We start from the raw sequence: 26,637 nt of genomic DNA, 5'->3' as shown, positions 1-26,637 counted from the left end.
ATGCCAATATGAGCCCATGACTTACCAGACCGACATTCTTCTCCCCGTTGCTGTAAATACAGCCTTCACTTACGCTTGCGACCACCCGCTTGAGCTTGGAACAATAGTAAATGTCCCTTTTCGAGGCCGACAAATGGTCGGGATTGCATGGATGGATTCTACCCCTAAAAGCTTCACGGGCAAGATAAGGCCCATTACGGCCTGCTTTGACTTTCCTCCCATTCCTACCCCCACCCGAGTCTTCCTTAAAAAGGTGTCTGATTATACCATGGCCCCGCTTGGAAATACCTTAAGGTTATGCTTAAATCCTGCGTTTTTATTAGAAAAAAAAGTCCGCAAACCTCTTCTTCCAGGAACGCCTGATTTTTCAAGAAATGCTGTCATTCTTTCTGAAGACCAAGCCAAAACAGCCCATACTTTGTCTGAAGCTGTTTTAGGACAGCGCTATCACGCCTTTCTGCTCGACGGCATTACCGGCTCTGGGAAAACTGAAGTCTACTTAGCAGCCATACAAACGGCCTTGGAGCAAGGACAGCAAGCTTTGATCCTTCTGCCGGAGATTGCCTTAACGAATCAGTGGCTAGATCGCTTTGAGCGACGGTTCGGCTGTGCACCGCTGCAATGGCATTCAAATTTAACGGAATCTCAGCGGCGACAGACCTGGCAAGCCATACTAAAAGGTGAGGCAAAAGTCATCGTCGGCGCCCGCTCGGCGTTGTTTCTACCCTATCCTACCTTGGGAATTATCGTGGTGGATGAAGAACATGATGGGTCCTTCAAACAAGAAGAGCAGGTTATTTATAATGCACGTGATATGGCTGTGTTACGGGCCCATGTTGAGCAATGTCCAGTCATCTTAGTTTCAGCCACCCCGTCTTTAGAAACGATCCATAATACCCAAGAAGGTCGTTACACCCGACTGGCCCTTTATCACCGCCATGGCCATGCTAGCCTTCCGGATATTAAAACCATCGACATGCGCCGCCAGCCTCGAGGATGGTTATCGCCGCCCTTATTACGGGCCTTAGAAGACACGCTAACTAGGGGCGAGCAAGCCATCTTATTTTTAAATCGGCGCGGCTATGCTCCGTTGACTCTGTGCCATTCCTGTGGCCATCGTTTTAATTGCCAAAACTGCAGCACCTGGATGGTAAACCACAAGCGGACAGGCAAGCTTCACTGTCACCATTGCGGCTTTGAACAACTAGCGCCCCAGCAATGTCCCGAGTGTCACCAAGCAGACACATTAATTCCTTGCGGTCCCGGCGTCGAAAGGGTGCAAGAAGTGGTGGAGAAGTTATTACCTCAAGCGCGCTGTCGCCTTATAACAAGCGATGAAGTCACCAGCTTAACACAGCTCAATGATTTGATTAATCAGATCCGCAATCATGAAATAGATATCCTTATTGGCACGCAGATTCTAGCAAAAGGACACCATTTTCCTTTAATTACATTAGTAGGGGTAATTGATGCCGACTTGGGACTAAGTGGGGGCGATTTACGCTGTGCCGAACGGACTTACCAACTTTTACACCAAGTTTCTGGGCGGGCGGGCCGTGAAGAAAGACCGGGCTCAGTTTTATTGCAGACATTTCAGCCGGAGCACCCACTCATGCAAGCGATGGTGCATCAAGATCGCGATAGCTTTAATCAACTGGAACTGGCCGAGCGCCAAGCCCATGGCATGCCCCCTTTTGGGCGTCTGGTTTCTGTCACCGTAGCCGCCACCAATCCCGACGTTGTGGCCCGGGTTGCCCGTCAGCTCGGCCAAACAGCCCCCCATCATCCGGAGCTCAGTCTATATGGCCCGGCCCCCGCACCTTTAGCACTTGTCCGTAACAAGCATCGCTGGCGCCTGTTGTTTAAAGCTCCCAAAACATTTCCTTTACAACGGGTGCTCCAGCACTGGCTTGAGGAGCAATCTTTGCCGTCTTCAGTCCAGCTGATTGTCGATGTGGATCCTTATAGTTTCGTCTAAAGCCAGAACAATTGGCTCTTCCCCTTTCTTCCTTTCAGCTTTACTCTCTTTCTTAAGAGCAAAGAAAGACTTTAATTCACTTATTAAAGACGGTAAAGTATATCAAAATAAAAATACAAATATATAACCACAAATAGGAACAATTTATAAATGAAAATATTTATTAACATTTTTAATAATTTTCTTCTTTCTAGTTTATTTCTCTCAAGCGTGATTGCTGGTGAACGGCTTGAGCAGTATATCGAGGAATGTCAATATCAGCGTCAAAGGATAGCCGCTATTGTGGGGTGTGGTCGCAATCATACAAAAGATTTTTATGATGGACAAACAAATATGGAAGCCCATCATCACATTGGCCGCTATTTTTTTATTGATGAAAATCCGGCTGTAGACCCAGATCTATGTATGGAATTCCGAGAAATTACCGATAAGGTTATCCCCGATCAGACCTTTCAGACAATTTATTTTGAGTATATGACAAACTATTTAAAGCTAACACCTGAAGCTTATTTTGAGGCTGCTTATCGCATGTTAAAGCCAGGGGGGATTGTAGCCTTTGATGCAACCTTGTGGGATAATCCTGAGGCTTGGCGACTTGTTCCCTTATTTGATGCTCTAAAAGCTGCCGGCTTTTTAGATATTGTGGAGCGGGCAAGCGACCCCTCCTATCAACAAGCAAATCCGTTTAATTCTCGCCCCCAGGGCGTTATTATAGCGAAGCGTCCGCTGAGGTAATATAAGGATACTAATTATCTTAGAGATCAATATTTAATACACTTATCAGCTCGCATAAGTACTGCATTCCTTTATCAGCGAGGTAATGCCTCGCTATTTTTTCACGCCCTTATCTCAGCAGGAATAAAAATAAATCTATTCTATTTTTTCTAGTTTAGAACTATATTGCAATAGATTGCTTTGGGAAAATACCAGCAACTAAACCAAGACTTATTTTCTTTTTAAAAGACTGCTCTCTCGAGACTAAACAACAATATAAAATACAAGAGTTACCCTGATGAATTTGAAAAACTTCCCCCTATCTCTCGCTCTTTGTCTGTCTGTCAGCTTATGCTTTGCCATGGATGATCCATCCCAGGACGAGCGTGCACCTTATTCTCAGACTAAGGATTACGAGATTTGCGACCTTTATCAACAAGCGGATCGTGAACCTAGATTTGAAAGGCGTGCTCTACTGTTTATCCGGGTTATAGAGGCCATAGGAGAAATACTCCCCCCTTCTCTCAGCCCAACCAAATATACTCGATGGCACCAAGAATGCCTCGTATTAAAGGCTAAGTCTCTTGAACAGGTCGCCGTCGCTTTACATAATCAAGCAGCGCAGCCAGGATCTGCTCCTGACCTAGCACTATTAAATCAATCGTTAAGCTACCTCTTAAACGCTGAAAGCTTTTATAAGTCGCATGACCTTCCAGACTTTTACCAGCACTCACAACGGCTAGTGGCGGCAATGAGAGAATCATTAGGAGTGGTCGGACTCACGCAGGCTCCTACCCAATTACAATTTGGCGAGCGCACAGGCGCTGACGATCTGTATTCCATCCTTGATGCATCCTTCACATTATTCACCGATTCCTTAGATCACTTAGAAAAAAGCATTGCGGCTGAGCCATCGGAGAAGAAAAAGGAAGCTGTTTTTGCGGGGAAGGCTATTTACTTACTTAAAATTATTGAAAGCTATAGCTTTTTTGACACTGAGCTGACTAACCTTTACAACCAGCCTGCCAAGAATCTCAAACATTATCAGAAGCTGGGTAAAATCTTGCCATTAATTGATAAACTGGTCTCCCTGTTTGATCAACACTATATCACTTCTTCACCAATAAATTTCCAGCTTTATCTGCCCGCCATCACCCAGACAAAAGTCAAGAGAGCGCTGCGAAATCGACAAGCACCTGCGCGAAATTCACAAGCCCGCAGTCCTGATCTATCAAAATTAAATCCTCATGATTTTCAAGCTTTGTTGTATGCGCTTTACTGTGGATTGTTAAAAGAGGCCCATATAACATCTGAATCAATTGCGCAGACCAAACAGTCTGAAAAGAAACGCGGCCCCCATTTACAACACGCGCAACAATATCTTAGCAAAGCCATCACTTTATATAAGGACCACTTCTATCAGCAGGAGTATGCAGACAATCCTGAAGTAGAGGAAGCCTTTATTATAGCTTGCCTGGAAGACCTAAGAGGAGTCGGAGATTCTTTGTCGGTATTCTATGCACGTCTGCGTCAAGAAAAGCAACAAAGGAGAGCGGTGGAAACAGCTGCGACCAAAGCACCGGAACTCGGCTCGTCTTTAACAGATAAGGGTAAAGAAAAAGAAGAGCCGACAGTGTCGCCTCAGGAAGTTGACCTTGCACCTCAACCGCCCCTGCCCCCCTCTGCCGCTGTTAGTGCGCAACCAGCAACTGATAGCGTGATTCCTAGCAACTTCCGCCCTTTGATGCCGGTTAGACAAGCAAACAAAAGTAAACGCAATCGCATACGCCGCTCGGCGGAGTTACAACCGACTTCCCCACTCTCTGCTCCTCAGTCGTCCGTTGCAACTAGAAAAATGAAAGGCACTAACTTGCCTAAGCAAGAAAATAAAAGAGTTCGCCTTTCTTTAGAGGATTATAATATTTTCGCAGCCTTAGTCGGTAAAGTAGTCAATCGCTCTATTTCCTTAAACGCTGTCAAGAAACTGCTTGTTAGTCTTGGCTGTACTATTGCAGAAGGCAAAGGCTCACATCAGAAAGCAACAGCTCGCAATGGCCAGATGTGGATAATACCGCAAGCCTGGGATGGGCCTATTCCCCATTGTTATCGCCATCAATTAAACAAATTCTTACAGGATAAGTTATCCATTAATCCTGATAAGGTTTGTATGACTAAGCATGGATAGCACTACGATTGAAATACTCCCCATCAAGTTGGGGAGTCGTTGCAGTTATACCGTTTCTATATTCTCCTTAGAATCAGTCTTCAGAGAGAATACAGCTCAGCCTATTTGAGCTTAACCTTAAAGAGGGAAAAATCAGGACTCCTACCCGAGTAAATGCATCACAGTTAGTTATTCTTAACAGAAGCTATCTTTTTATTTTCTTGAGAGCTTCTTCAACAGCAGCGTCCAAGTCTTTCATTTCTACCAGCTTACCATTAACGGTGAAACCAGGCGCAAAGTTCAAGTTAAGCTCTTGACCTGCCGCCAAAGCATCCTGCAGAATTGCATCTTCGAGAGAGCGATCATCAAACAGCGGCTGAATTAGATCAGGGCGAATACCGGTCGGGGCTAATAATTTCTCCACAACCTCAGTGGGCTTGTCAGCATTAATCCAATCAAAAGCTACTTGTTTATTTTTTTCAGGATTAAAGTTATCAATAAGTAAATGCGAACGCTCAAGATATTTATTAATATCCCGCCCCGCCCAACAAATAATCGCTAACTTTAAAGAAAACTCATCGGTTGGGAAATCTTTAAGAACAAAATATACTTTTTCAGTATCAATATACTTTCTTTTAAACTCTGGAAGGTTGTGCAGTTTAAATTCAGTACAATGATGGCACGTTAAGGAATGGTACATAACAACTTTGACAGGCGCCGCTTTAAAGCCAAATCCCACTTCAGGCAATGGCTCAACCTTAGGTGCCGCTTCAGCCGCAGCAGTTTTCTCCTCTTGAGACACCCCCGGCAAGCCCTTTATCAAGCTCAGAACCAAAATCAATGATAAAATAATTGGGTTCCTGAATCGCATAACCGTCCTTAAAGTTATGAATACTATAGCTTATATAATAATGGAAATTACTGCCAATGTGCAAGCCAACCATTTACAAAAATAATAAAATAAGTTAGGGTCAAGATTAAATTTTGAACAGAATGTAACGCCATGCTTGAAAAAACTTTCTCCCCTCAAGATCTTGAACAAAAAATATACAGTGAGTGGGAAAACTCCGGCCTTTTTGCCTGCACCCCGAGCTCAACAAAGCCAACTTATACGATAATGATGCCACCGCCCAATGTAACGGGAAGTTTACATGTGGGACATGCACTCACCTACACCCTCCAGGATGTCTTAATCCGCTTTAAACGCATGTGCGGTTTTGATGCCTTGTGGCAACCGGGGACAGATCATGCAGGAATTGCCACCCAGATGGTGGTCGAGCGCAATCTGGAAAAAGAGGGCCTATCCCGTCACGACTTAGGACGAGAAGCTTTTATTGATAAAGTATGGGAATGGAAAAATTATTCCGGGGGAGAAATTGTCCGCCAGCAGCGCCGTTTGGGTATTTCACCCGACTGGAACCGCCAGCGCTTCACTATGGATGAAGGCCTTAGTGCTGCAGTGCGCAAGGTCTTTGTCCAACTCTATAAGGATGGCTTAATCTATCGTGATAAGCGCCTAGTCAACTGGGACCCAAAATTCCAAACAGCGGTATCTGATCTGGAAGTTATTCCTCAGGAAACCAAGGGGCATATGTATTATATCCGTTACCCTTTGAGTCAGGATCCGACCACCTTTATCACTGTGGCCACCACCCGCCCAGAAACATTGCTGGGGGATACGGCAGTGGCCGTTCATCCTGAGGACCCTCGCTATCAGCATCTGATCGGACAGCATGTCAAGCTGCCGTTATCAGGACGCGAGATTCCAATTATTGCTGATGATTATTGTGACCAAGAAAAAGGCACAGGCGCGGTTAAAATTACACCGGCCCATGACTTTAATGACTTTGAGGTCGGCCGCCGCCATAACTTGCCGATGCTCAATATCATGGATGCCCGGGCGCATCTGAATGACACCGTACCGCCAGCCTACCGCGGCTTAAGTGTTACAGCAGCCCGCAAGCAGGTGTTGAGTGACTTAGAAGAGCTGGGCTTATTGGATAAAGTGGAGTCAATTATTCATGCGGTTCCCTTTGGCGAACGGTCCAATGTTGAAATCCAGCCGATGCTGACCGACCAATGGTTTTTGGATGCTTATAAGCTTGCACAGCCGGCGCTTGCCGCTGTTCGTGACGGTAAAACTAAATTTGTTCCTGAATTTTGGAATGCCACCTACTTTGATTGGTTAGAAAATATCCAACCTTGGTGCATTTCCCGGCAAATTTGGTGGGGACACCAAGTGCCCGCTTGGTTTGCCGAAGATGGCAGTATCTTTGTGGCTGAAACTGAAGCAGAAGCCCATGCTGAAGCTCAAAAGCATTTTGGCCAGCCCGTAGCACTGACACGCGATACCGATGTTTTGGATACATGGTTTTCATCAGCCTTATGGCCATTTACAACCCTGGGATGGCCCGAAGACACTCTTGAATTAAAGCGATATTACCCAACAGATGTTCTAGATACAGGCTTTGATATTATCTTCTTCTGGGTAGCGCGGATGATGATGATGGGATTGTATTTCATCGGCGATGTCCCCTTTAAAACTGTCTATATTCATGCCCTTGTCCGCGATGAAAAAGGCGCTAAGATGTCTAAGTCGAAAGGAAACGTTATTGATCCATTACAACTTATGGATAAATACGGGACAGACGCCATCCGCTATACCCTGGCCAGCCTGGCGGTGCCGGGCCGCGACCTTAAACTGGGCGAGTCCCGGGTCGAAGGAGGTCGCAATTTTATGACTAAAATTTGGAATGCCGCCCGTTTCTTACAGATGAATAACTGTCAGAAGCTTGAGGGATTTGATCCCCTTAAAACGCAGCTTACTGTAAACCGCTGGATTATTTCAGAAGTAGCCGAGTTGGCCTCCCGTATTTTTAATTCTTTAGAAAATTATCGCTTTGATGATGCGGCCAATGATTTATATCGCTTTTTATGGGGCACATTCTGTGATTTTTATCTGGAATTTTTAAAGCCCATCTTTGCCAACGTTGACGATGAAGCCTCCCTTAGTGAAGCGCGTGCCACCGCCAGTTGGGTTCTGGCTGAGTTCTTACGTCTGGCCCATCCCATTATGCCTTTTATAACAGAAGAACTTTGGAAAAGTTTCGGGGATAGTCAGCTGTTATTGGCAAGCACTTGGCCCGATTACGGCAAAGAGATGGCCACAGCAACTTATATAGACAGCCAAGCCCAACAAGAAATGCAGTGGCTTGTTAATTTGATTACAGAAATAAGATCCCGCCGTAGCGAGTTTAATGTCCCTCCTGGTGCCCCGACTCCCTTAAGCTTTTACGAGGTCACGCCAGAGATTGAAGCGCGCATCAAACGCCATGAAATTATCCTTAAGCGTCTAGGGCGAATCTCAGATCTATCTATTTATTCACAATCGCCTGTCCTAGAGAAAGGTGAAGTCCAATTTGTTATCGGTGCCACTACGATTGTTTTACCTTTAGCCGGTAGCATTGACCTTGATAATGAAGTGGCAAGGCTGAAAAAAGAGATTGAAGCACAAGAAAAAGAAATTATTACCCTTGAAACTCGCCTCAATAATGCTGATTTTATCAATAAGGCAAAACCTGAAATCATTGAAGAATTTCGGGAACGCTTAGCTGTAGCAAATCAGGTAAAAGCAAAAGTACAGCAGGCCCTAGACCGGCTGGCATAAATAAGGGAAACCGACGTGACACATACCCCGCTGCTCGACCAAGTTAATTTTCCGCAAGATATTAAGAATTTTGATGGTCATCAACTCAAACAACTTGCCGAAGAAGTCCGTCGAGAAACGATAGACATCGTCTCAAAAACTGGAGGACATCTAGGTGCCAGTCTTGGGGTAGTGGAGCTGACAGTTGCCCTTCATTATGTATTTGATACCCCCAATGATAAACTAATATGGGATGTTGGGCATCAGTCCTACCCTCATAAGATTTTAACAGGTCGGCGGGCAACTATGTCGAAACTCCGCCAGAAAGGGGGGCCTTCAGGCTTTACCAAAAGATCAGAGAGCATTTATGATCCTTTTGGGGCGGCTCATGCCGGCACCTCCATTTCTGCTGCATTAGGATTTGCAGTTGCCAGTGAGATGAATAAGAAGCATCACCATTCCATAGCTGTTATTGGGGATGGGTCCATGAGTTCGGGGATGGCCTACGAAGCTATGAACAATGCAGGGGCTCTTAAAAGCCGCCTGGTGGTTATTCTAAATGACAATGATATGTCGATTGCGCCGCCGGTAGGCGCCATGAGCCATTATTTTTCTCGGCTTATTTCCTCGCGACCCTATCAATCCTTAAGAAGCATGGCAAAAGAGGTTGCCAGTCATCTTCCCAAGCCTTTAGAAACAGCAGCGCGCCGCGTTGAAGAATACGCTCGAGGTATTGTTGCTGGAGGCACATGGTTTGAAGAAATGGGCTTCTTTTACGTTGGGCCCATTGATGGCCATGACTTAGACCATCTTATCCCCGTGCTAGAAAACATCAGAGACCGCAAGGAGGACGGGCCTGTCCTTATCCATATTGTTACCCAAAAAGGTCGCGGGTATGCGCCTGCTGAAGCAGCGGCTGATAAATATCATGGGGTGGTAAAATTTGATGTGGCAACCGGACAACAACAAAAAACAGAGGTAAGTTCTCCCAGTTACACCAAGGTCTTTGCGGAAACATTAACTGAGTTGGCGCGCCAAGATGACAAGATTGTGGCTATTACGGCGGCCATGCCGACAGGCACAGGTCTTGATCTTTTTGCCCGAGAATTTCCTGGGCGTTGCTTTGATGTTGGCATTGCAGAGCAACATGCAGTGACATTTGCAGCAGGATTAGCTTGCGATGGCTTAAAACCTTTTACAGCCATCTATTCGACCTTTCTACAACGAGGTTTTGACCAAGTGGTCCACGATGTAATGCTGCAGAATTTGCCAGTGCGATTTGCCTTAGATCGAGCAGGCTTTGTCGGTGCTGATGGGGCCACCCATGCCGGCAGCTATGATTTAGCCTTTCTAGGCTGCTTGCCGCAAATGATCATCATGGCTCCAAGCGATGAATTAGAGCTTAAACATGCGGTGACCACGGCCCATGCCATTGAAGATGGCCCGTGTGCCTTCCGGTATCCTCGGGGTAACGGCGTCGGTTTAGATCTACGCCAGCCCGGCAAAATATTAGAAATTGGCAAAGGACGCATTATCCAAGAAGGCAACCAGATTGCTATTCTGTCGCTTGGCTGTCGTCTTCAAGAATCCTTAAAAGCAGCAGCGTTACTCGCCGAACTTGGCCTCTCGGTTACCGTTGCGGATGCTCGTTTTGCTAAGCCCGTTGATATGAATCTTGTCATTCAACTGGCTCAACATCATGAAGTTTTGTTAACTGTTGAGGCAGGCTCAATTGGCGGCTTTGCCACGCAGGTTACGGATGTTCTTGTTCAAAATTGGCTCTTAGATAAGGGACTGAAATTTAGGACGCTATATATGCCTGATCGGCTCTTTGATCATGATACACCTAACAGTCAATATGAAGAGGCTGGTTTAACTGCCCACCACATCGCCACTGCCGCGTTAAAAGCTTTGGCAAAAGAACACCTGCTCTTTAAAATGGCGAGCTGATTGACCGGATCGGGGCAAAAAAATTTTTAAGGTAATACTCTGATACTTGGAAAAAGAAGCCTTAAATAATTAGAGACTCATAGCACTAAACAGTGAGCGTAGACAGCGTTTTAAGGTTTAATGTTTTTGAATAGACACAGGCTAAAATAATTGAGAAGGTTAAATTGAAAATTGGCAGCACTTGGAGGTGACTATGGACATCATAATTTTGCCCTTACTTTCCGTGGTAAACATTATTCTGAATTTATATTGGTGGGCCGTTGTGGTCTACGTAATTATCAGCTGGCTAGAAGCCTTCGATATTATTAATCGCTATAATCCTAGCGTTTATAATATTAATGCTTTCCTGTTCCGGGTTGTTGAGCCGGTCTTAACACCCATTCGGCGTTTCATGCCAAGTTTAAATGGCATTGACCTTTCCCCGTTGGCACTTATTATTGGCATATCCTTCTTGCAAATGGTGATCACTCGCTTAATGCTGAAATTCGTGTAAGGATCTAACTTATTTTGTCGTGTCTTCCCCTACACGCGCAAAGAGATCGTTATTAACCACTTTTCAACCAGCATAATTATATCTACAATTATATTAAAATTATACTGAAAGGGGATTTCTATGTCTAAAACAGCTCTATTATTTGCGCTTGCCACGACAACAGCAGTAGCATCACTGCCATCACTACCCAAAGTAGAAAACGTGCCGCTCTCACCGGCAGAAGCTCATAAGAATATGGAGGCTAAAGCCAGTACCGGAACTCCTGGATTGCCGGAGAAGCAACCGAGCGAATTACCATCTGTTAAACCCCAAGAAGGGCCTGCGCCAACTCACCCTGAGGTTTCCACTGTTGTAGCAAGTAACCCAGACCCCCTTAAGGAAGCTGTCGCCGTTGCCGCCGGAGCTAACACGAGTGCGCCTACGGCCGCCGCTGCTCCTGCTGCCTCCGTTGCTCAGCACTCCTCCGAAGATAACCATAAAACGGGCACAGCTCCCCACGCGCATTCTTTACCTGCCACCGCAATTCCAGCACCAGCGTCTGCCCCTGTTCCAGCAGCAGAACCAACGGCCTTTACCCCGACTCAAGAAGCTTCCATTGAAAAGATTATTGCCAACTATATCAAAAACAATGCCGGAGAAGTAGTAACAGCCATCCGAGTTTTTGGTGAAGAGCAGCAAAAGGAACTGCTAAAACGGGAAGCAGCAAAAATTTCACAATTTAAAAATGATCTCCTTAATGACACCACAGCCATTGTCGGCGGTAATCCGAATGGTACAATTAAGCTTGTGGTCTTTGCGGATCCTAACTGTCCTCATTGCCGCCATCTGGAAGCCAATTTAAGCGAGATCAAAGGGCTATTTAGCAATTTGAAGGTGTACTTGCGTCCTTGGGCGATTATGGGTCCTGAATCCAGTGAAGTGGTCAGCGGTCTTATGGCGACAGCAAAAAGTGGCTATGATAAATACGACTCTGTGGCGTTGCGCATTGCAACCAGCAATGAGAAAATTGATAAGAAGAAATTTTTAAAGTTTTCCAAAGAGCTGGGTCTAGATGTTAAAAAGATTCAAAAAGCTATGGAAAGTGAAGAAGTTCGCAATAGTGTAAATTACAACCATGAGCTTGCGGTCAAGATGAAACTAGACGCCACCCCAACAATTTTAATGTTCGATGCTGAAGGGGCTCATATTATTCTTCCAGGGGATAAGGAAGCCTTAAAGAAAACCTTAAGTGAGGCCAAGGCTTAAGCTTATGAAAATAGGGATCTATCCTGGGAGTTTTGATCCCCTCACTCTTGGACATTTAGAGATTATTCAACGAGCCGCACGGCTCGTTGATCGTCTTTACATCTGTGTTGCTGTTAACCAAGAAAAAAGTACCCTTTTTAATCTTGAGCAGCGCCTTTTATGGGTAAACCAAGCCATCGCTCAACTAGAATCAAAAACAAAATTGGAAGCACTAGCCTTTGAAGGACTTATTGTTGATATTGCCACCTCTTTAAAGGCGGACATTATCATTAGAGGATTAAGAAACACAACGGATATGGATTATGAGTCGCAGATTGCAGCTACAAATAAGAAATTAGTGCCTACCATTGAAACAGTTTGCCTTCTGGCTTACGACTATCCATTTATTTCTTCGACGATGGTAAGATCTGTTCTAAAAAACAGCGGTAATATCTCTGCATTTGTTCCCCCCATGGTAGCTTGCGCGCTCGCGGACAAGCAGCGGTAGCTAGCTGTCCTCTTGAATAGAATCGACTCTTTCCCTCTTCTAACCTTTTATTCCTTATAGCACTGCCTGGAGAACTAGCATCACGAGGGCACCAAGGACCTAAGTTTCTCTTAATAGTGCCCCTAGGACTCTCGCTCTTTCTTCAAGAGAGGATCACAGCCCGTCAGATTATGATTGGCTAAAAAAGTTGATCTTAGAGATCTCTAAATTAACGCTATCAAATATGGCCACAAATAACTTAAGATCGTCACAGACAAGCTGTAAAGGCACTTTTACATACTCTGGATCTTCCTTACCCATAAGCGGAGAAGTACACAAGACTTGCTCATGTTTAAGAATGGCTTGTTTACAGTCGTCTTCCAGCGTCGACCATTGATACGTCTCTGTTAACTCCGCAACATGCTGATCTAATAGATCAGGGGTAAATGTTTGCATAATCTTGATGTTGTTTTCGGTATCCACAAGTAAAAAGGCGCCAGAAATGTCTAAGAGATAATACTCTACAATCTTTTGATCCCTTATAAATTGGGAAAAAAAGGTATGATATTTGGGATCCTTTAAAGGTGAATAAACCCAGGAACTTTGATTGATTGCAGTATCAACAAAAGACCAAGTTAGGTCATAGAAGAATCTATTAATAGCATCTTGGACGAAGTCAATTACTAGTTGAGGCGAATTTTGATCGTGCTTGCGAATAAAATAATCAATCAAGCCACGGTTAAATGCATTAATAACGACTTGTTCATCCGCAACACCGGTCAAAAGAATCTTCTTGATGCGTTTATCAGTAATCTTTTCGCATAACTCCAAACCATTCATACCCGGCATATCATAATCCACAACTACACAAGAGATCTGATTAAAGCGTTCTTTAACATAGATTTGTTCATGACAAAGGAAAAGATTATCATAATTAGCAAGGGCTTCTTGAAATCGTTCTGTCGGCCCTGGGCTTCCCGCCGTCCTATTAATAAAGGCAAGCGCTTCGTGCTGATCTGTAAATACCTTCGTGCGAAGAGGCTCGTCTTCAAAAAGCTTTGCGACCTCCTCGACCGTGGTCTCAATGTCATCAATGAGCACGATTGTGGATGGAAATTTATAAAAAGGAAGATGGTTCATTATAAGCCTGCCCAGAAGAATAATTTTATTGATAAAATTGCGGCTATTTTAGCCGGGTAGGAGAATCAGTTCTCGTTGATCAAAATAGCCAAACATCATTAGCTATTTGTTGCTTGTTTTGGTTATTACCCTCACTATCATCATATTTTCTTAATTCTATTTTAAAGGTTGTCTGGACATTCTCTTTGGAACTGCATACCATGCTCCCACCGCAGGCTTCGATCACCTGCTTACAGAAATGCAAGCCGACACCTGTCCCATATTTTGTGTTACTATAATATGGATCAAATATGAAAGGAAGCGACTTTTCAGAAATTCCTTTCCCAGTATCTTGAAAATTTAAAACGACAAAGTCTTTATGGTCTTCCAACCAAATAAAAATCTCACCTTTACCGGCTTCTTTTATGTAGTAAAGAGCATTCTTAATTAAATTGTACATAACCTGAACAAGTAAGTCTTTATTTCCCTGAATATAAGCATCCTCTTCTTGTTTGAAGTGAATGATGCTTTTCTCTTTAGTTGATAAAGGATAATGCTCTAAAGCCGTCTGAATAATTGAATGCATTGATTGACGTTCTAAAGCAATCGCTCCGGTGACTCCTTTTAGATTGGTCAATAGCATATCAATAATGGAAAAGGCGCTGCGGGTAATCTCATCAATTCGCTCTGGGGTTTTGAGAATGCGTTCAACCGACAACTGTTCTTTTTCTGAGAGCTTTTCGCCTTGCGATTGGATATATTTTGCCATTATCGCCGGAAGCCTTTGCGATAAATAGACAGAAGCTGACCTAATCCCAAATAAAGGTGTGCGCATTTCATGTGCAATAGCACCCGCTAAGGAGCGCATTGACGCCACCCTATTGCGTACCATTTCTTCGCGTTTTAAGGAGAAAAGACCCGCAATCACCACCATCCAAAAAGAATTAGCTAACTCAGGCCATGACAAGGTGAAGCCTGCGAAGCTTGAATCAATAGTAACTCCATAATAGATGATCCCTGACATCATCCCAATCACTAAGCATAAGAAGAACATTGTCCAGTTGGTCACGAGAACCATCCAAAGCAAAGCAAAGGTAATCTTAGTTACCCATGCTTGACTACCATTATTAAGGATAAACATAACTGTAGCAAAAAACGGCAAAACAAAGGTTACGGTGAAAAACCAGTAGTATTTCTTCAGACGGTGAAGGCAGCTGGGCCAATAATTGATAAAAATGAGGGGAATAAATAAAAACAGGTTAACTATTCTTAAGCGAGTCTCAACCAAAGAAACCCCTTTTTGATTGAGAGCAATAATGTAAACAAAGGGATTATGCAGGAAACCAAAGAGACCAAACAGACGCATAATGTCATAAGAATTTTCGCGGCTTAAGGAGTATCTTAAGGCTTGCAAAGCGGCGCCCCACTTAAAAACGGGGCGGGGGAGCTTTGCTAACCAAGATTTTAGCATATTAAGCAAGCTCAGCATCTTTGCGGCTTAGCCTTTTAACTGCTTTCTGCAACCGTTCAAAGGCTTTAGCTTCGATTTGGCGAACGCGTTCCCGGGATATGCCAAGCTTTTCGCTAAGTTCTTCCAGAGTGAGAGGCTCTTCCTTCAAACGCCGATCGTGAATGATCGTTTGCTCTCGCTGATTGAGGCAATTCATGGCCTCAGTTAGCAGAGCTCGACGTTTTTCCAGTTCATCGATTTCAGCCAATTCTACATCATGGGTATCGCGTTCATCTGCCAGCCAGTCCATCCATTGAGAATCGCCGTCAACCGTAGATTTGATCGGTGCATTTAAAGAATGATCCATTGACACCATACGATGATTCATCTGAATAACTTCTTCGACCTTAACCCCTAATTTGTCTGCAATTTCTTTTGCCTTTTCCAAAGGGAGATCCGATTCATTAAAATCTTGATAAGCAATTTTTTCTTTGCGTAAATTGAAAAACAATTTTTTTTGAGCAGAAGTTGTTCCCATCTTTACTAAAGAATAAGAATGTAGTATATATTCTTGAATAGCTGCTTTGATCCACCAGATGGCATAAGTAGACAGACGGAAGCCTTTATCGGGATCAAAATGACGCATTGCTTGCATCATACCGACATGACCTTCTGAAATCAAGTCACTGAGAGGCAAACCATAACCGCGATAGCCGTGGGCTATCTTAGCTATAAGCTTTAAATGACTAGAAACCAGTTTATCGATTGCGCGGGGATCGCCATTTTTGCGCCACTCTTTGGCCAGTTGATATTCTTCGTCAACCTCGAGCATAGGAAGTTGTTTCATACGCTTGACATAAAGCGAGCTCATTTCTTGAAAATCGTGACGAGTGACCATAATGCATACCTATTCTTGTATGACTCTTCTGTAAAGTGTAGCAGGTGATGAATCCGATACAAACCTATTACAACTTTATTAACTTGTCATAAAATATCACGTCGAAAATTTTTTGCAACGTTTTTTATTACGACTTTTTACATTTATCATTTTTTATTATCACTTATTTGCCCGCTTTATCTTTGAAAAGTTTAACCTTTCCTCTTTTTTCAAACCACAAGACTCAAAGAAGTTTCACTACATTTTTTATTATGGTGCTGGTTTTTTAATTGAAAGAAATGTATTGACCCGACTCACCCTTTAATCAGACTCTGAAGAACACTTAAGCAAAGCTTGTTCCTTGCAGCAATTTGCTCCAACAAAATTAAGGATTTAATAGAGAAGAGGATATGCTTTCAGTTTTATAAGATAACCCTACTAGCTTTCTAAAATTCATTTTATAGATTTAAAGCGCGGAGCTGACCTTAAGTAGGGGATTTGATATGGCGCTTAAGCTTAATTTTGGCCCACGCCCCAAACACTCGAGTTTTATAAATCTCGTTAGCCTGTGAATTGGGAGAGTGATAAAGCTTGACGGCACCCTCATTCGTCCCGCATTGGCGCTTAAGCCTCTTAAACAGCTTAGCCCCATAAGCAACATTATGCTCAATTTCACACATTTCCTCTAAAGACTTAAAGTGGCGTCGGTGTGACGGCACATGAAGCTGCATCGCACCCACACTAATATTACGGTAACCTTGGGTCTGCTTTTCCTTAACAAATCTGGCAGCTTCAGACGCAGATTTAAAGCTATAGCCGCGGCCACAGGCATTAACTACATAAGGACATGACTTAGATTCAATCTGAGCAATAGCTTCTAATAGGCCAGGCTCTATCCCCTTCTCTTTTTCCATTTGTCGAATTTTTTCAAGACACTGCTGTTGGGCTGAGGTAGCCCGCAAACTTGTGCTGCTTGCTTCAGCTGTTATAGCCACCAATATCGCCAAAATTCTTCTCATTTTAAGCTCTCCAAATGGAACCTAATTCTGTCTAGGCTAGCCTTGACTTTACCCCTCATTCAACCGCCCTGACTTCTTCAACTTCAGGAATGTAATAACGAAGCATATTTTCTATGCCTGATTTTAAAGTGGCTGTTGAACTGGGGCACCCTGAGCAGGCTCCTTGCATTTTTAAGTAAACGATTCCATTTTCAAAGGCATGGAAGAGAATATCACCCCCATCTTGAGCAACGGCAGGGCGAACACGCGTGTCAATTAATTCTTTAATTTGTTGAATAATCGGATCGGTCTCGGCATTCTGGGCGGACAAGGTCTCAGAAGTATCTATTAGAACTGGCAGTCCGGCAACAAATTGCTCCATAATAATGCCAATAACTGACGGCTTTAAGATGTACCAATCCTGAGCGGAGGCCTTAGTTATTGTGATAAAGTCGCTACCAAAAAACACCGCTTCTACACCGTCAACGCTCAGCAGCCGACGTGCAAACGGCGATCGGTTACACTCGTCTAAGGTGGTGAATGAGGCCGTTCCTGCTTCTAGGACAGTGCGGCCTGGGATAAATTTAAGGCTATCAGGATTGGGAGTCTCTTCCGTCTGAATAAACATATGCGCCGTCCTCTAAAATCAAATGAATTTATATCTTTTTAACCTTATGGCTTGCCAGAGATCAACCCTTTTTGCCATAGTTAATTAGGATCTTGATGACTTTAATCCTTTTTCTGGGGTCTATAAAGGTAAAAATTAACGACATAAGTCACGAGCTTTCCCGCGCCCACAATATTATCAGTTACCCGTTGAAGGCGTTTTTCAATTGTTGCTTGATTTGGCTCTTTGCCAGGCAGCCATTGATCACACAGGGCACCGTAAATATCTTTAAAGTAATGATCTTGCAGGATCGGTTGGTATTTCTGGTAAGGGGCAATGGCCGTGGCATCCTTCGTCATGACCTGGACAAGGATGCGAACATACGCATAAATTTGATCACCTTTAACCACCGGAATAATTAAAGCGGGAACTTCCCAATAGGTCTCTACGGTACTCGCCCCCTCTGCAGGGGCTTCTTTAGCAGGAAGAATTTGCAAGCAACTAATCAGGAGAAAGACAAGCTTTATTACACAAGGCCGCATACAGCATAACCGACTAATTTATCTATATCCTTTAACGTATCACCGTTCAAGAATTTGTGCCAGCTTGTCTAGAGAAGCGTTAATAAAGCCAGGTTCTTGGCCATCATAAAATGTCTTCGTTAAGTTAACGTACTCATTAATAATCACGGCTTTGGGAGTCTCTCGTTGCCGGTCGAGTTCGCAGATCCCACACCTTAAAATAGCCCTCAACACAGATTCTAAGCGGTCTAAGCTCCAGTCTTTTGAAAGGACATTACTGATAAGCGTATCATACTGTAACTTATTGGCAAGCGCTTCCATCACAATGGTTTCAAACAAAGTAATATCAGGATTTTTCATATAGTAGGTTTCAGGCTTCTTAAAGCGCAGACTAATAAACTGTCCAATTACTAGTCGTGGATCCGTCGGTTCGATGTCAACTTGATACAGCGCTTGCACGGCTGCTAGGCGAGCTGCTGAGCGGCCCTTTAAAGTTATCTTCTTTAGTTCAGTCATTTTTATTCCTTAAGGTTGAATGAGAAGGTCAGCTTTATCCTGAAGGGTAGAAATAGCCTCCTCGACGGCTAAACGCCACGCCTCCATCTGTGCGGAATCCTCTCCTTCCCTAGGAAGTATCGGATCCCCATATATAAAGATACCGCGCGAAAAGGGCAAGGGAAGTCGAAACTTATCCCAGCTCTTAAACTCAATAAAACGCGACGTTGCAAAGGCTAACGGCATAATCGGCGCTTGACTATGGCGGGACAACTGAATAATGCCAGGCGATAGCTTTTTAGCCGGCCCGCGTGGTCCGTCAGGAATAATTCCCGCAATATTCTTATCCTTTAAAACTTGTAAAAGTGACAGAAAAGCCCGTGCCCCGCCTTTATTAGTTGAGCCATTAATATAGTCAATTTTTAAACGCTTAAACGTTCGAGCCACCATCATGCCATCATCATGGGCAGAGATCAATGCGACAATCCGCTTATGGGGCCAATGGTTCATAAACGGAATCAGCGCCATACGGCCATGCCAAAAGCAAACAATTAAAGGACCTGTGTCAAAGTAGTGGTCAGCTTGCTCTTGCCCCATCCACGTCCAACGGGAGGTATAAAACACAAGTTTCAAATAAGCACTGATTAGCCCTGAGGTGAACTCTTGGAACCAGTTACTTTTTATGGCCTTCTTAAAGATTGTGCGCATTAAAGGAGCCTATCGTCGCCGGCAGACTGAGCCCGCCACAGATTCGCATAGTGGCCATTTTTATTGATAAGAGATTCATGGCTGCCCATTTCCACAATTTCACCGTGATCCATAACATAAATGGTGTCAACATTCACAATCGTTGATAGCCGGTGCGCTATAATAATGGTAGTCTTTCCTTTCATCAACGCCTCAAGAGCCGTTTGCACTTGACGTTCAGAATGGGTATCAAGGGCGCTGGTGGCCTCATCAAGCAATAAAATCGGTGCGTTTTTTAGCATAGCCCGGGCGATTGCGATGCGCTGACGCTGCCCACCAGACAACATAACGCCATTTTCTCCCACCACCGTATCATACCCGTGCGGTAACTTTTCAATAAACTCATGGGCTGCTGCGGCTTTTGCCGCTTCAATAATATCCGATCGGGTAGCAGAACTACGCCCGTACGCAATGTTGTTATAGATGGTATCATCAAACAAAGTCACTTCTTGACTGACGATTGCAATATGGTTACGCAGGGACGCTGTCATAATATTCTGCAGGGCAATGCCATCGACGCGGATCTCTCCTGCTGTTGTTTCATAGAACCGTGGAATCAGATTGATAAAGGTGGACTTTCCGGACCCACTGGCACCCACCAGGGCAATACTCTGCCCGGCCGCGGCCGATAAGGATACATTTTTTAAAGCTTGCGTCCCATTAGGATAGGAAAAATAAACGCCATCAAATTCCAGATCACCTTTGAGAGTGGCTATCTCTCGTGCATCAGGATGGTCGACAATGTTAGGCTGGGTATCAATAATATTAAAAACGCGCTGGGCAGCACTCAGCCCTTCTTGTAGGCTGGAATTAAGGTTGCCAAGCCGTTTTAAGGGATCGTAACACAGCAATAATGCTCCGGTGAAAGAGATAAACTCTCCCGCGGTGCGCTCGCCATTGATCACTTGCCAACCACCATAGGCAATAATTAACGTTACGGTTAATCCGCCTAAGACTTCAATAATCGGCGACGTGATCGCCCGGATACGTCCCGCCTTTATGATTAAATTATAAATCCTCTCGTTAGTCGTTTCGATACGATTAATCTCATAGGGTTCCATGCCATAGGTTTTAACCACCCGCATCCCTTGGAAGATCTGTGACAACTGGCCGGTTATCTTACCAAATTCGTCCTGGGTGTTATGGGTAACCTTACGCATGCGTCGCGATACCTTGGAGATAGGCAATACGACAGAGGGTAATAAAATGAAAGCGATACTGGCAAGCATCCAATCCCGGTAGAACATAATAGTAATTAACACTATTAGGCTGATGAAATCCTTTCCTAGCCCAACGACCACATTACTGACAGAATAGCGCATCAGCATAATATCATTGGTAAAGCGAGATATTAATTCACCACTGGATGTACGATGGAAAAAGCTAAGATCGAGGCGCATTAAATGGCTAAATAGCCGGTTTTGCAGATCACAAATAATCCGCTGACCAATCATTGACATCATTACTGCTTCGCCATAGGAGGCGGCGCCGCGGATAGAAAAGGCTAAAAAGACAGAAGCGCTAACAATAAAGAGAAGCTCCGGATTACCCTTATAGAAAATATCATCGAAAACATATTTTAAAATGAAGGGTACTGCACCATTAGCAACGGCTGCGACCATCATAAACATTAGGGCAATAATAAAGCGCGCGCGATAAGGGGCTACATGTTCTCTCAGAAGTCTTGTGGCAATCTGGCGCGTCGGCCCATCGCTAAGTATTTTTTTTAAAACTTTATTCATGATCATATTTTTAAACGATTTCCAATCTAAAATCCTAGCAAAAAATCCTGGCAAACGATATATAAAACGATTACAGAGACTGATTTTTTATTAAAAGAAAAAGGAAAGATCTAGCGCTTATCCGAGAAAACTTGTAGTTTCTCGAATAAATTCTCGACAGGAGCACCTGATATAATAAAATTTAAGAGTAGAGTTAAACTTTATGAGCATTTCAATTCATAAGCTGCTGATTATATTATTTTTCTGCAATCTATGCTTTGCCGATATTATACAAACGAGTGACATAAAATGCATCGAAACTACTCTTCAATCAGCCGACCAGGATACACTTGTTATCTTTGATATTGATGATGTATTGCTATTCCCAAAAGATCAAATTCTTCGCTCAGAGAATAGAAAATATCTTAAAGAATTAAGTAGCAGATTAGAGCGACTGGTTGGTGAAGAAGAAGCTCAATTACTTTACAGCATTATTTTTGAGCAACGGCAAAACGGTCCTGTTGATCCAAAAATGAGAGATTTGATTTCCAATTTACAATCTCAAGGGATTAAAGTTTTAGCTCTGACTAATTGCTTCACTGGAGCTTTTGGGAAAATTAAGTCTCTGGAAGAATGGCGGTGCCACGAACTCCACAAGCACGGATATCATTTTGATCAATCCTGGCCCGCTTTAAAGGCAAAGCAATTCCATGATCTTAACAAGCAAGAGAATGGCTTATCAACTAAAAACAATTCTATACCGATGTTTATCAGGGGGACTGTTTTCACAAGTAGTGTTTCCAAAGGAAAGGCTCTTCAAGCCTTTTTAAAATATGCTCAGCTTTCCCCTAAAAGGATTATTTTTATAGATGATAAAGAGAGACATTTAAAATCTGTCCAACGTGTTGCATTAGCTCACAATATCTCTTTTACAGGTATCAAGTATACTGCCGCCGACGATTTAGCAAGAGAGGCTTTAAATAAACAACGAGCAGAGTTACAATTTGAGGTACTGAAAAAAGATAAGAAGTGGATGGCAGACAGCGAAGCTAGTACCGTAGAAGCTAGTAAATCTATACTTAAGTGATTCAAATCCCTTTGATGTGGAGCAGCCTCTATTCTAAACTATGTAGAAATAATTCTATTTTGCTTCTTTGAGAAACATATTTGAGTTTATATTTTCAAGTTTACCAGAAAGCTTAAATAATAACTTTTTCAAGTATTATTAGCCACCAAGATTCTTGTAACATATCCCCTAGATATTCATCTGCCATATTTGTTGATGGGTTACATGCTCTGCTGTAACTTTGAAACAAATCGGCTTATATGAGGATCAGAGGCGTTTACAGGAATATTATCTAAGCTAAACCATTTGATGTTATTAAATTCTCGGGGATCAAATCTATACTGGCATCGATTATCTCCTTTTAAAATGTACCATAAACTGACATCCGTATGCCCAGCTGTTAGCCCTACTGTTTGAGTTACAGTAAGAAACAGAGGAGCTTCTCTCCAAAATTGGCCCTCTATGTCTAATTCTTCTAAGCATTCTCGTTTGACTGTTTCCCGCGGATCCTCGTCTATCTCTACATGTCCGCCTGATGGCAGCCAAAGCTGTGCCTTTTTATGATCTACAAGAAGAATTTGTGAAGCTTCCTCATCAAGTAGCACAAAATAGCAAACAAGATGCTTACTTGGTACATCGGGTTTCTTTATGCGAAACAATGGAGCACCGCTTTCAATCCATTCTAATGTTTCCCGTTTATGTTCTTCCTCAAGCTCATCATATGGATTAATATTTGCTATGATATTGTAGATTCTTTGGATAGAGGATCGCCAAGGCAGTTGCATCTGAGTATAGTGCATTAAAAGGCTCCTGTGTTGCGAAAGAAGTTTAGAATGAGCATATTCTAGCACAGCCTCCTATTCCCCTCCACTTGACAATGTCTCAACTAGCATTCGTTGATTACAAATAATTAAGAGGGCTGTTCACGATTTATTCCCTATCCCCAGGAATGGGCTCGTTATACAATATAAGTATTTAAAGGCCTAAGGGCATGGAAATTACTACTAAAAATATCGAGGTGAATATAATACCCCCCTGCATTATGGATTTAGCAAGCAAGAAAGCAAAGACATTAAATAATATCCTCTATACACATGCAAAATTAAAACTGGTTAAAGCCAGCGCAGGGTGGCCAAGCTATTGCTTTGCGGGACTTAATTCTGCTCCGTGCTTACTGATCACATTTGAAAAAGGCAGTGTTTCCAAGCTTTACTTGCCCCATATTTACGCATCACAATTTATAGAAAGCTAATTACACGATTCTTGGACAGCTATAAAAAAATTAGGCAGTATTAGGAATCTCTAGCCCATTCCAATCATGCGCGGCGGCTCATTCATTCCTTGACTATATCCATACGGCTGCGAAGCCCCATAAGGTTGGGAATAAGCAGAAGCAGGCAACGGCATTTGTTGAGCATAACCTCCCTGAGGCGTTGGCATCGGGGCAGGCGCCGGCTGGGGCTGAGGCGGAAAAGAAGGTGACCGAGCGACTGCAGCTGGGTACCCTTGCTGCGGGTAAGGTGTATCCGGATTACCTCTATATTGCTGTGGCACAGAGGGTGGTAACGGTTGTTGACGGACAAGCTGACCCGCTTGTCTAAAAGCTTGCTGCGAAGGGGTGTACTGCTTGCGATTAACAGGCATGGGCCGATAAGGTGGAGTGTTGGCCGCGCCATACCCACCCCTGTTCTGCAGGGGCATATTATTAGCGGATAACGGCGCCTGATAGGCCACTTGATTCGGAGCTGGCGGCGGTGGCAAGGCATTTAAAGATGAGGGATTAAAGGTCCCTTGCAGAGCACGACTACCGCCAATCACAACGGCTTGAGCTTGCTGAGTAAATTTGTTCTGCATTTCTAAAGCAAAAGGTTGCAGGGACATCGGCACCTTCTGCACGGCTGTATTTACCACATTACCACCGATCTTGCTTTCAATCATGGCTGCTTTCTGGTCAACGATGGTAGAGGCGACACTGCCCGCAGTTCGTAAAATAGAATTTTTAAAGGAAGAGTTTGCGGCAGCAGGTGCATTGGCTTGATGCCATGAAGGATGATCAGCTTTATCCTGCACATTTGATAGAGCCGCCAAGAATCCTACTCCAAAAAAGACGCTCCCCAGAAGCGATAAAACTAAAAACAATCCTAATAGTGACATTTTACTCATGATAATAGCTAACTCCTCTAACCAGCGCCAAACGCCTGTATGATGATAACGCCTCTTTGGGACGCCAGCACTCTTTTCATTATATAAAGCAGCGCGTTGTGCTGGCTCTGGTTGCTTTTCTTGTAGCAATCGCTTTTCTTGTAATGGTTGGTTTTCTGGCAGTGCTTGCTTTTCTTGCAAGAGTTGTTTTTCCTGCAAAATTTGCTTTTCTTGCTGTGATTGCTGTTTTATTTTTTTAAAATGCTGTGTTTTTTTAAGCTTCCTCTTGCGGACAGATGGCCCAGGCGCTGCGGCGTGCAAAGGATATCTATCCTGCTGATCCATATCTGCCCGCAACAATGTTAAGGGCGTGGGCTGATAAGTGCGCTTTTGCTCCGAGATAATATCTTTATTGATTAAGAATTGCGGCGGCGAAGAAGTACTAACGCCTGTTTTAACAAACGTCAAGGGTGAACGGTTTTGCTTTTGCCGCTCTAACGCCTTGATCATGGCTATCAGTTCATCATGATCTTCTTGTTGCTTAGCCAGTAACGCCGCCACACGCATCTCAATTTCCGATTATCCTTAACTTATTATGGCATTAACATCAAAAAATATAACAACTTTTTGAAAGTTTTTTATAAATTGTGAGGCTTTTAACAATTTTTTTACCGATCTGAGCCTAAAGTAAGATCAGAATTTTTGCTTTTTGGTTATATGATGATCCGTTTATTTCTAAGCTTATTCCTGTTAACCTCTTGCGCAGACGCCATTTTTGGTATTGGCGGCAATAAAAGTTCATCCTCGAGCTCCTCAAACACAGGTATTTTAAGTAAAATCAAAGGAGCCGTAAGTTCTTCAAAGTCATCGACCACCTCCTCCTCGTCAACTTCTTCTACCCAGCCCAAAACAGGCATCTTAGGAAAAATAAAAAGCGCGGTCTCTTCTAAGAAAACCACGACAACTTCGGGAGGAACCACAACTGGAGAAGCAAGTGCACCTAAAAAAGGCCTGCTCTCGAGCTTGAAAAGCAAGGTGACCACTTCGGTGCAATGCACCGCCGCTAAATGTGCGGACCCTACTTTCATGACAATTGAAAATCAGCACAAATGTCTGTCAACAATTGATCTGGCTAGAACAAATATTAACTGCTCTAAATCTTTTGTGGCAAAGTTTTGCCAAGCTGGCGAAGAAGAGATGTATCCTGAGACCTGTGAAACAGCCAAACAAGCGATTGGCCAAGGGGCCAGTGGTCTCGGCAAACTCACAAGTTCTGTGGGAGCCATCAAATCTTCAGTCGAGTGTACGGCTGCCAAGTGCGGTGATGCCACCTACATGACGCCGACTAATGCCAATAAATGTTTACCGAGTGTCGATCGAGCCCGAACCAATATCAACTGCTCGAAATCATTTATTGCAAAGTTTTGTCAAAACGGCGATGGCGGTGAATATGCCTCCACCTGTCAAATTGCTCACCAAGCGGCAGCACAAGGCGGCAACAAGCTCGGGAAATTGACCAATGCCATTGGCAGCGTTAAATCCTCGGTGCAGTGCCAAGCGGCCCAGTGTAGTGATCTGAGTTTTATGAACGTGACCAACGCTAATAAGTGCTTACCCAATGTGGATCGGGCTCGCACCAATATTAATTGTTCCAAAGCCTTCTTCACCAAATTCTGCCAAACCCCCAATCAAGGGGCCTATGCCGCTACGTGTCAAATTGCGGATCAAGCGATCAAAGCAGGCCCTGGCGGACTGGGTAAGTTAACCAGCGTTGCCGGTAAAGTTCAGGCCTTAAGTCAATGTACAGCTGCTCTTTGCAGCAATGCAGCCACCGCTCGAAATGATATTTTTAAATGTTTGGGAACCCCTGACTCAGTGCGGCAAAACCCCAATTGTTCCAACGCTTACTATACAACATTTTGTCAAAAACTGCGGATGAGCCCTCAAATGGCTACTCCTTTACCCCATGGGACCGAATTTTGTAACGTTATTGCTCAAGTTAGAGGCGAGCCTGGCTTTGGCAATATTCCTCCCAATGGCCTTGCGGGAACATGTTATGGGGTGATTACTTACCGTGATCTATCCATGGCGGGCGCTGCTGGTGCACCGGCTATGGGGGCTAATACAGGGGCCCCGGGGCGTATTACCGCAAGCGCGGCTGATGATAGCGATAGTGACGGCTATTAAGAGAAGTTTATTCTTAGGTGAGATTAACCTTTTGCATCTTGTACTCGCTTT

Annotated in this window: 23 protein-coding genes; 11 read left to right on the top strand and 12 right to left on the bottom strand. The window is 43.8% G+C overall.

What is annotated here, in order from left to right:
• The first annotated feature begins 16 nt into the window (after positions 1-16).
• The 3 genes from priA (at position 17) to HMO_RS0104040 (ending at position 4,877) form a co-directional block, all read left to right on the top strand.
• Entirely contained in the window at positions 17-1,978 is a 1,962-nt protein-coding gene (gene priA / locus HMO_RS0104055) for a replication restart helicase PriA (protein ID WP_010298959.1), read from the top strand.
• 150 nt (positions 1,979-2,128) lie between these two features.
• Positions 2,129-2,713: a class I SAM-dependent methyltransferase gene (locus tag HMO_RS0104045; RefSeq protein WP_010298957.1), complete on the top strand. Its 585-nt coding sequence runs from the start codon at positions 2,129-2,131 to the stop codon at positions 2,711-2,713.
• 277 nt (positions 2,714-2,990) lie between these two features.
• Positions 2,991-4,877 carry a hypothetical protein gene (locus tag HMO_RS0104040; protein ID WP_010298955.1) on the top strand — a complete coding sequence of 629 codons (1,887 nt, stop codon included), beginning with the start codon at positions 2,991-2,993 and terminating at the stop codon, positions 4,875-4,877.
• 184 nt (positions 4,878-5,061) lie between these two features.
• Here HMO_RS0104040 and HMO_RS15450 read toward each other — a convergent pair whose 3' ends face one another.
• A complete protein-coding gene (locus HMO_RS15450) occupies positions 5,062-5,727 on the bottom strand; it encodes a thioredoxin domain-containing protein (RefSeq protein WP_010298953.1) in 666 nt (221 codons plus the stop codon).
• Positions 5,728-5,859: 132 nt separating this feature from the next.
• Here HMO_RS15450 and HMO_RS0104030 point away from each other — a divergent pair, with 132 nt between their 5' ends.
• From HMO_RS0104030 to coaD, 5 genes are all read left to right on the top strand, one after another.
• A complete protein-coding gene (locus tag HMO_RS0104030) occupies positions 5,860-8,523 on the top strand; it encodes a valine--tRNA ligase (RefSeq protein ID WP_010298951.1) in 2,664 nt (887 codons plus the stop codon).
• A gap of 15 nt (positions 8,524-8,538) precedes the next feature.
• Complete coding sequence (dxs, locus tag HMO_RS0104025; protein WP_010298949.1) at positions 8,539-10,452, top strand: 1-deoxy-D-xylulose-5-phosphate synthase; 1,914 nt, start codon at positions 8,539-8,541, stop codon at positions 10,450-10,452.
• A 193-nt stretch (positions 10,453-10,645) separates the two neighbouring features.
• On the top strand, positions 10,646-10,945 hold the full coding sequence (locus tag HMO_RS0104020) for a YggT family protein (protein WP_010298947.1): 300 nt from the start codon (positions 10,646-10,648) through the stop codon (positions 10,943-10,945).
• Between the two features lie 120 nt (positions 10,946-11,065).
• Positions 11,066-12,190 carry a DsbA family protein gene (locus HMO_RS0104015; protein ID WP_010298945.1) on the top strand — a complete coding sequence of 375 codons (1,125 nt, stop codon included), beginning with the start codon at positions 11,066-11,068 and terminating at the stop codon, positions 12,188-12,190.
• A 4-nt stretch (positions 12,191-12,194) separates the two neighbouring features.
• Positions 12,195-12,677, top strand: coding sequence for a pantetheine-phosphate adenylyltransferase (gene coaD, locus HMO_RS0104010; protein ID WP_010298943.1), 483 nt, complete (start codon positions 12,195-12,197; stop codon positions 12,675-12,677).
• A 168-nt stretch (positions 12,678-12,845) separates the two neighbouring features.
• On the opposite strand, the gene HMO_RS0104005 is transcribed toward coaD, so the two are convergent.
• The 9 genes from HMO_RS0104005 to HMO_RS0103965 form a co-directional block, all read right to left on the bottom strand.
• Positions 12,846-13,796: a response regulator gene (locus HMO_RS0104005; RefSeq protein ID WP_010298940.1), complete on the bottom strand. Its 951-nt coding sequence runs from the start codon at positions 13,794-13,796 to the stop codon at positions 12,846-12,848.
• 79 nt (positions 13,797-13,875) lie between these two features.
• Positions 13,876-15,246: a sensor histidine kinase gene (locus HMO_RS0104000; protein ID WP_175282086.1), complete on the bottom strand. Its 1,371-nt coding sequence runs from the start codon at positions 15,244-15,246 to the stop codon at positions 13,876-13,878.
• A 1-nt stretch (position 15,247) separates the two neighbouring features.
• Positions 15,248-16,123, bottom strand: a complete 876-nt coding sequence (rpoH, locus tag HMO_RS0103995) for an RNA polymerase sigma factor RpoH (RefSeq protein WP_010298936.1) — start codon at positions 16,121-16,123, stop codon at positions 15,248-15,250.
• A 464-nt stretch (positions 16,124-16,587) separates the two neighbouring features.
• Positions 16,588-17,121, bottom strand: a complete 534-nt coding sequence (locus tag HMO_RS0103990; protein WP_010298934.1) for a transglycosylase SLT domain-containing protein — start codon at positions 17,119-17,121, stop codon at positions 16,588-16,590.
• Between the two features lie 55 nt (positions 17,122-17,176).
• Positions 17,177-17,728, bottom strand: coding sequence for a NifU N-terminal domain-containing protein (locus HMO_RS17600; RefSeq protein WP_010298932.1), 552 nt, complete (start codon positions 17,726-17,728; stop codon positions 17,177-17,179).
• 101 nt (positions 17,729-17,829) lie between these two features.
• Positions 17,830-18,249: a hypothetical protein gene (locus HMO_RS0103980; RefSeq protein WP_010298929.1), complete on the bottom strand. Its 420-nt coding sequence runs from the start codon at positions 18,247-18,249 to the stop codon at positions 17,830-17,832.
• A 39-nt stretch (positions 18,250-18,288) separates the two neighbouring features.
• Entirely contained in the window at positions 18,289-18,744 is a 456-nt protein-coding gene (gene nusB, locus HMO_RS0103975) for a transcription antitermination factor NusB (protein WP_010298928.1), read from the bottom strand.
• 9 nt (positions 18,745-18,753) lie between these two features.
• Positions 18,754-19,431 (bottom strand): lysophospholipid acyltransferase family protein, encoded by a 678-nt coding sequence (locus HMO_RS13700; RefSeq protein WP_010298927.1) that lies wholly within the window; start codon positions 19,429-19,431, stop codon positions 18,754-18,756.
• A complete protein-coding gene (locus HMO_RS0103965; protein WP_010298926.1) occupies positions 19,431-21,212 on the bottom strand; it encodes an ABC transporter ATP-binding protein in 1,782 nt (593 codons plus the stop codon). The genes HMO_RS13700 and HMO_RS0103965 overlap by 1 nt, the downstream gene beginning before the upstream one ends.
• 202 nt (positions 21,213-21,414) lie before the next feature.
• On the opposite strand from HMO_RS0103965, the gene HMO_RS0103960 reads away from it, so the two are divergent.
• Positions 21,415-22,278 carry a DUF2608 domain-containing protein gene (locus HMO_RS0103960; RefSeq protein ID WP_010298925.1) on the top strand — a complete coding sequence of 288 codons (864 nt, stop codon included), beginning with the start codon at positions 21,415-21,417 and terminating at the stop codon, positions 22,276-22,278.
• Positions 22,279-22,478: 200 nt separating this feature from the next.
• On the opposite strand, the gene HMO_RS0103955 is transcribed toward HMO_RS0103960, so the two are convergent.
• The gene (locus HMO_RS0103955) at positions 22,479-23,057 is read right to left on the bottom strand and encodes an NUDIX hydrolase (RefSeq protein ID WP_010298923.1); all 579 of its coding nucleotides are present in this window, start codon (positions 23,055-23,057) and stop codon (positions 22,479-22,481) included.
• A gap of 191 nt (positions 23,058-23,248) precedes the next feature.
• On the opposite strand from HMO_RS0103955, the gene HMO_RS0103950 reads away from it, so the two are divergent.
• Complete coding sequence (locus HMO_RS0103950) at positions 23,249-23,509, top strand: hypothetical protein (RefSeq protein ID WP_010298922.1); 261 nt, start codon at positions 23,249-23,251, stop codon at positions 23,507-23,509.
• Between the two features lie 50 nt (positions 23,510-23,559).
• Here HMO_RS0103950 and HMO_RS0103945 read toward each other — a convergent pair whose 3' ends face one another.
• Positions 23,560-24,966 carry a polyadenylate binding domain-containing protein gene (locus HMO_RS0103945; RefSeq protein WP_029448374.1) on the bottom strand — a complete coding sequence of 469 codons (1,407 nt, stop codon included), beginning with the start codon at positions 24,964-24,966 and terminating at the stop codon, positions 23,560-23,562.
• A 135-nt stretch (positions 24,967-25,101) separates the two neighbouring features.
• On the opposite strand from HMO_RS0103945, the gene HMO_RS0103935 reads away from it, so the two are divergent.
• Positions 25,102-26,586 (top strand): hypothetical protein, encoded by a 1,485-nt coding sequence (locus HMO_RS0103935; protein WP_217490982.1) that lies wholly within the window; start codon positions 25,102-25,104, stop codon positions 26,584-26,586.
• Positions 26,587-26,637: the final 51 nt, after the last annotated feature.

It is taken from the genome of Candidatus Odyssella thessalonicensis L13, assembly GCF_000190415.1.
Taxonomy (GTDB): Bacteria; Pseudomonadota; Alphaproteobacteria; order Paracaedibacterales; family Paracaedibacteraceae; genus Paracaedibacter; species Paracaedibacter thessalonicensis.
Note: the sequence above shows the minus strand (reverse complement) of the source record. Positions and strands in the feature narration are given on the sequence as shown.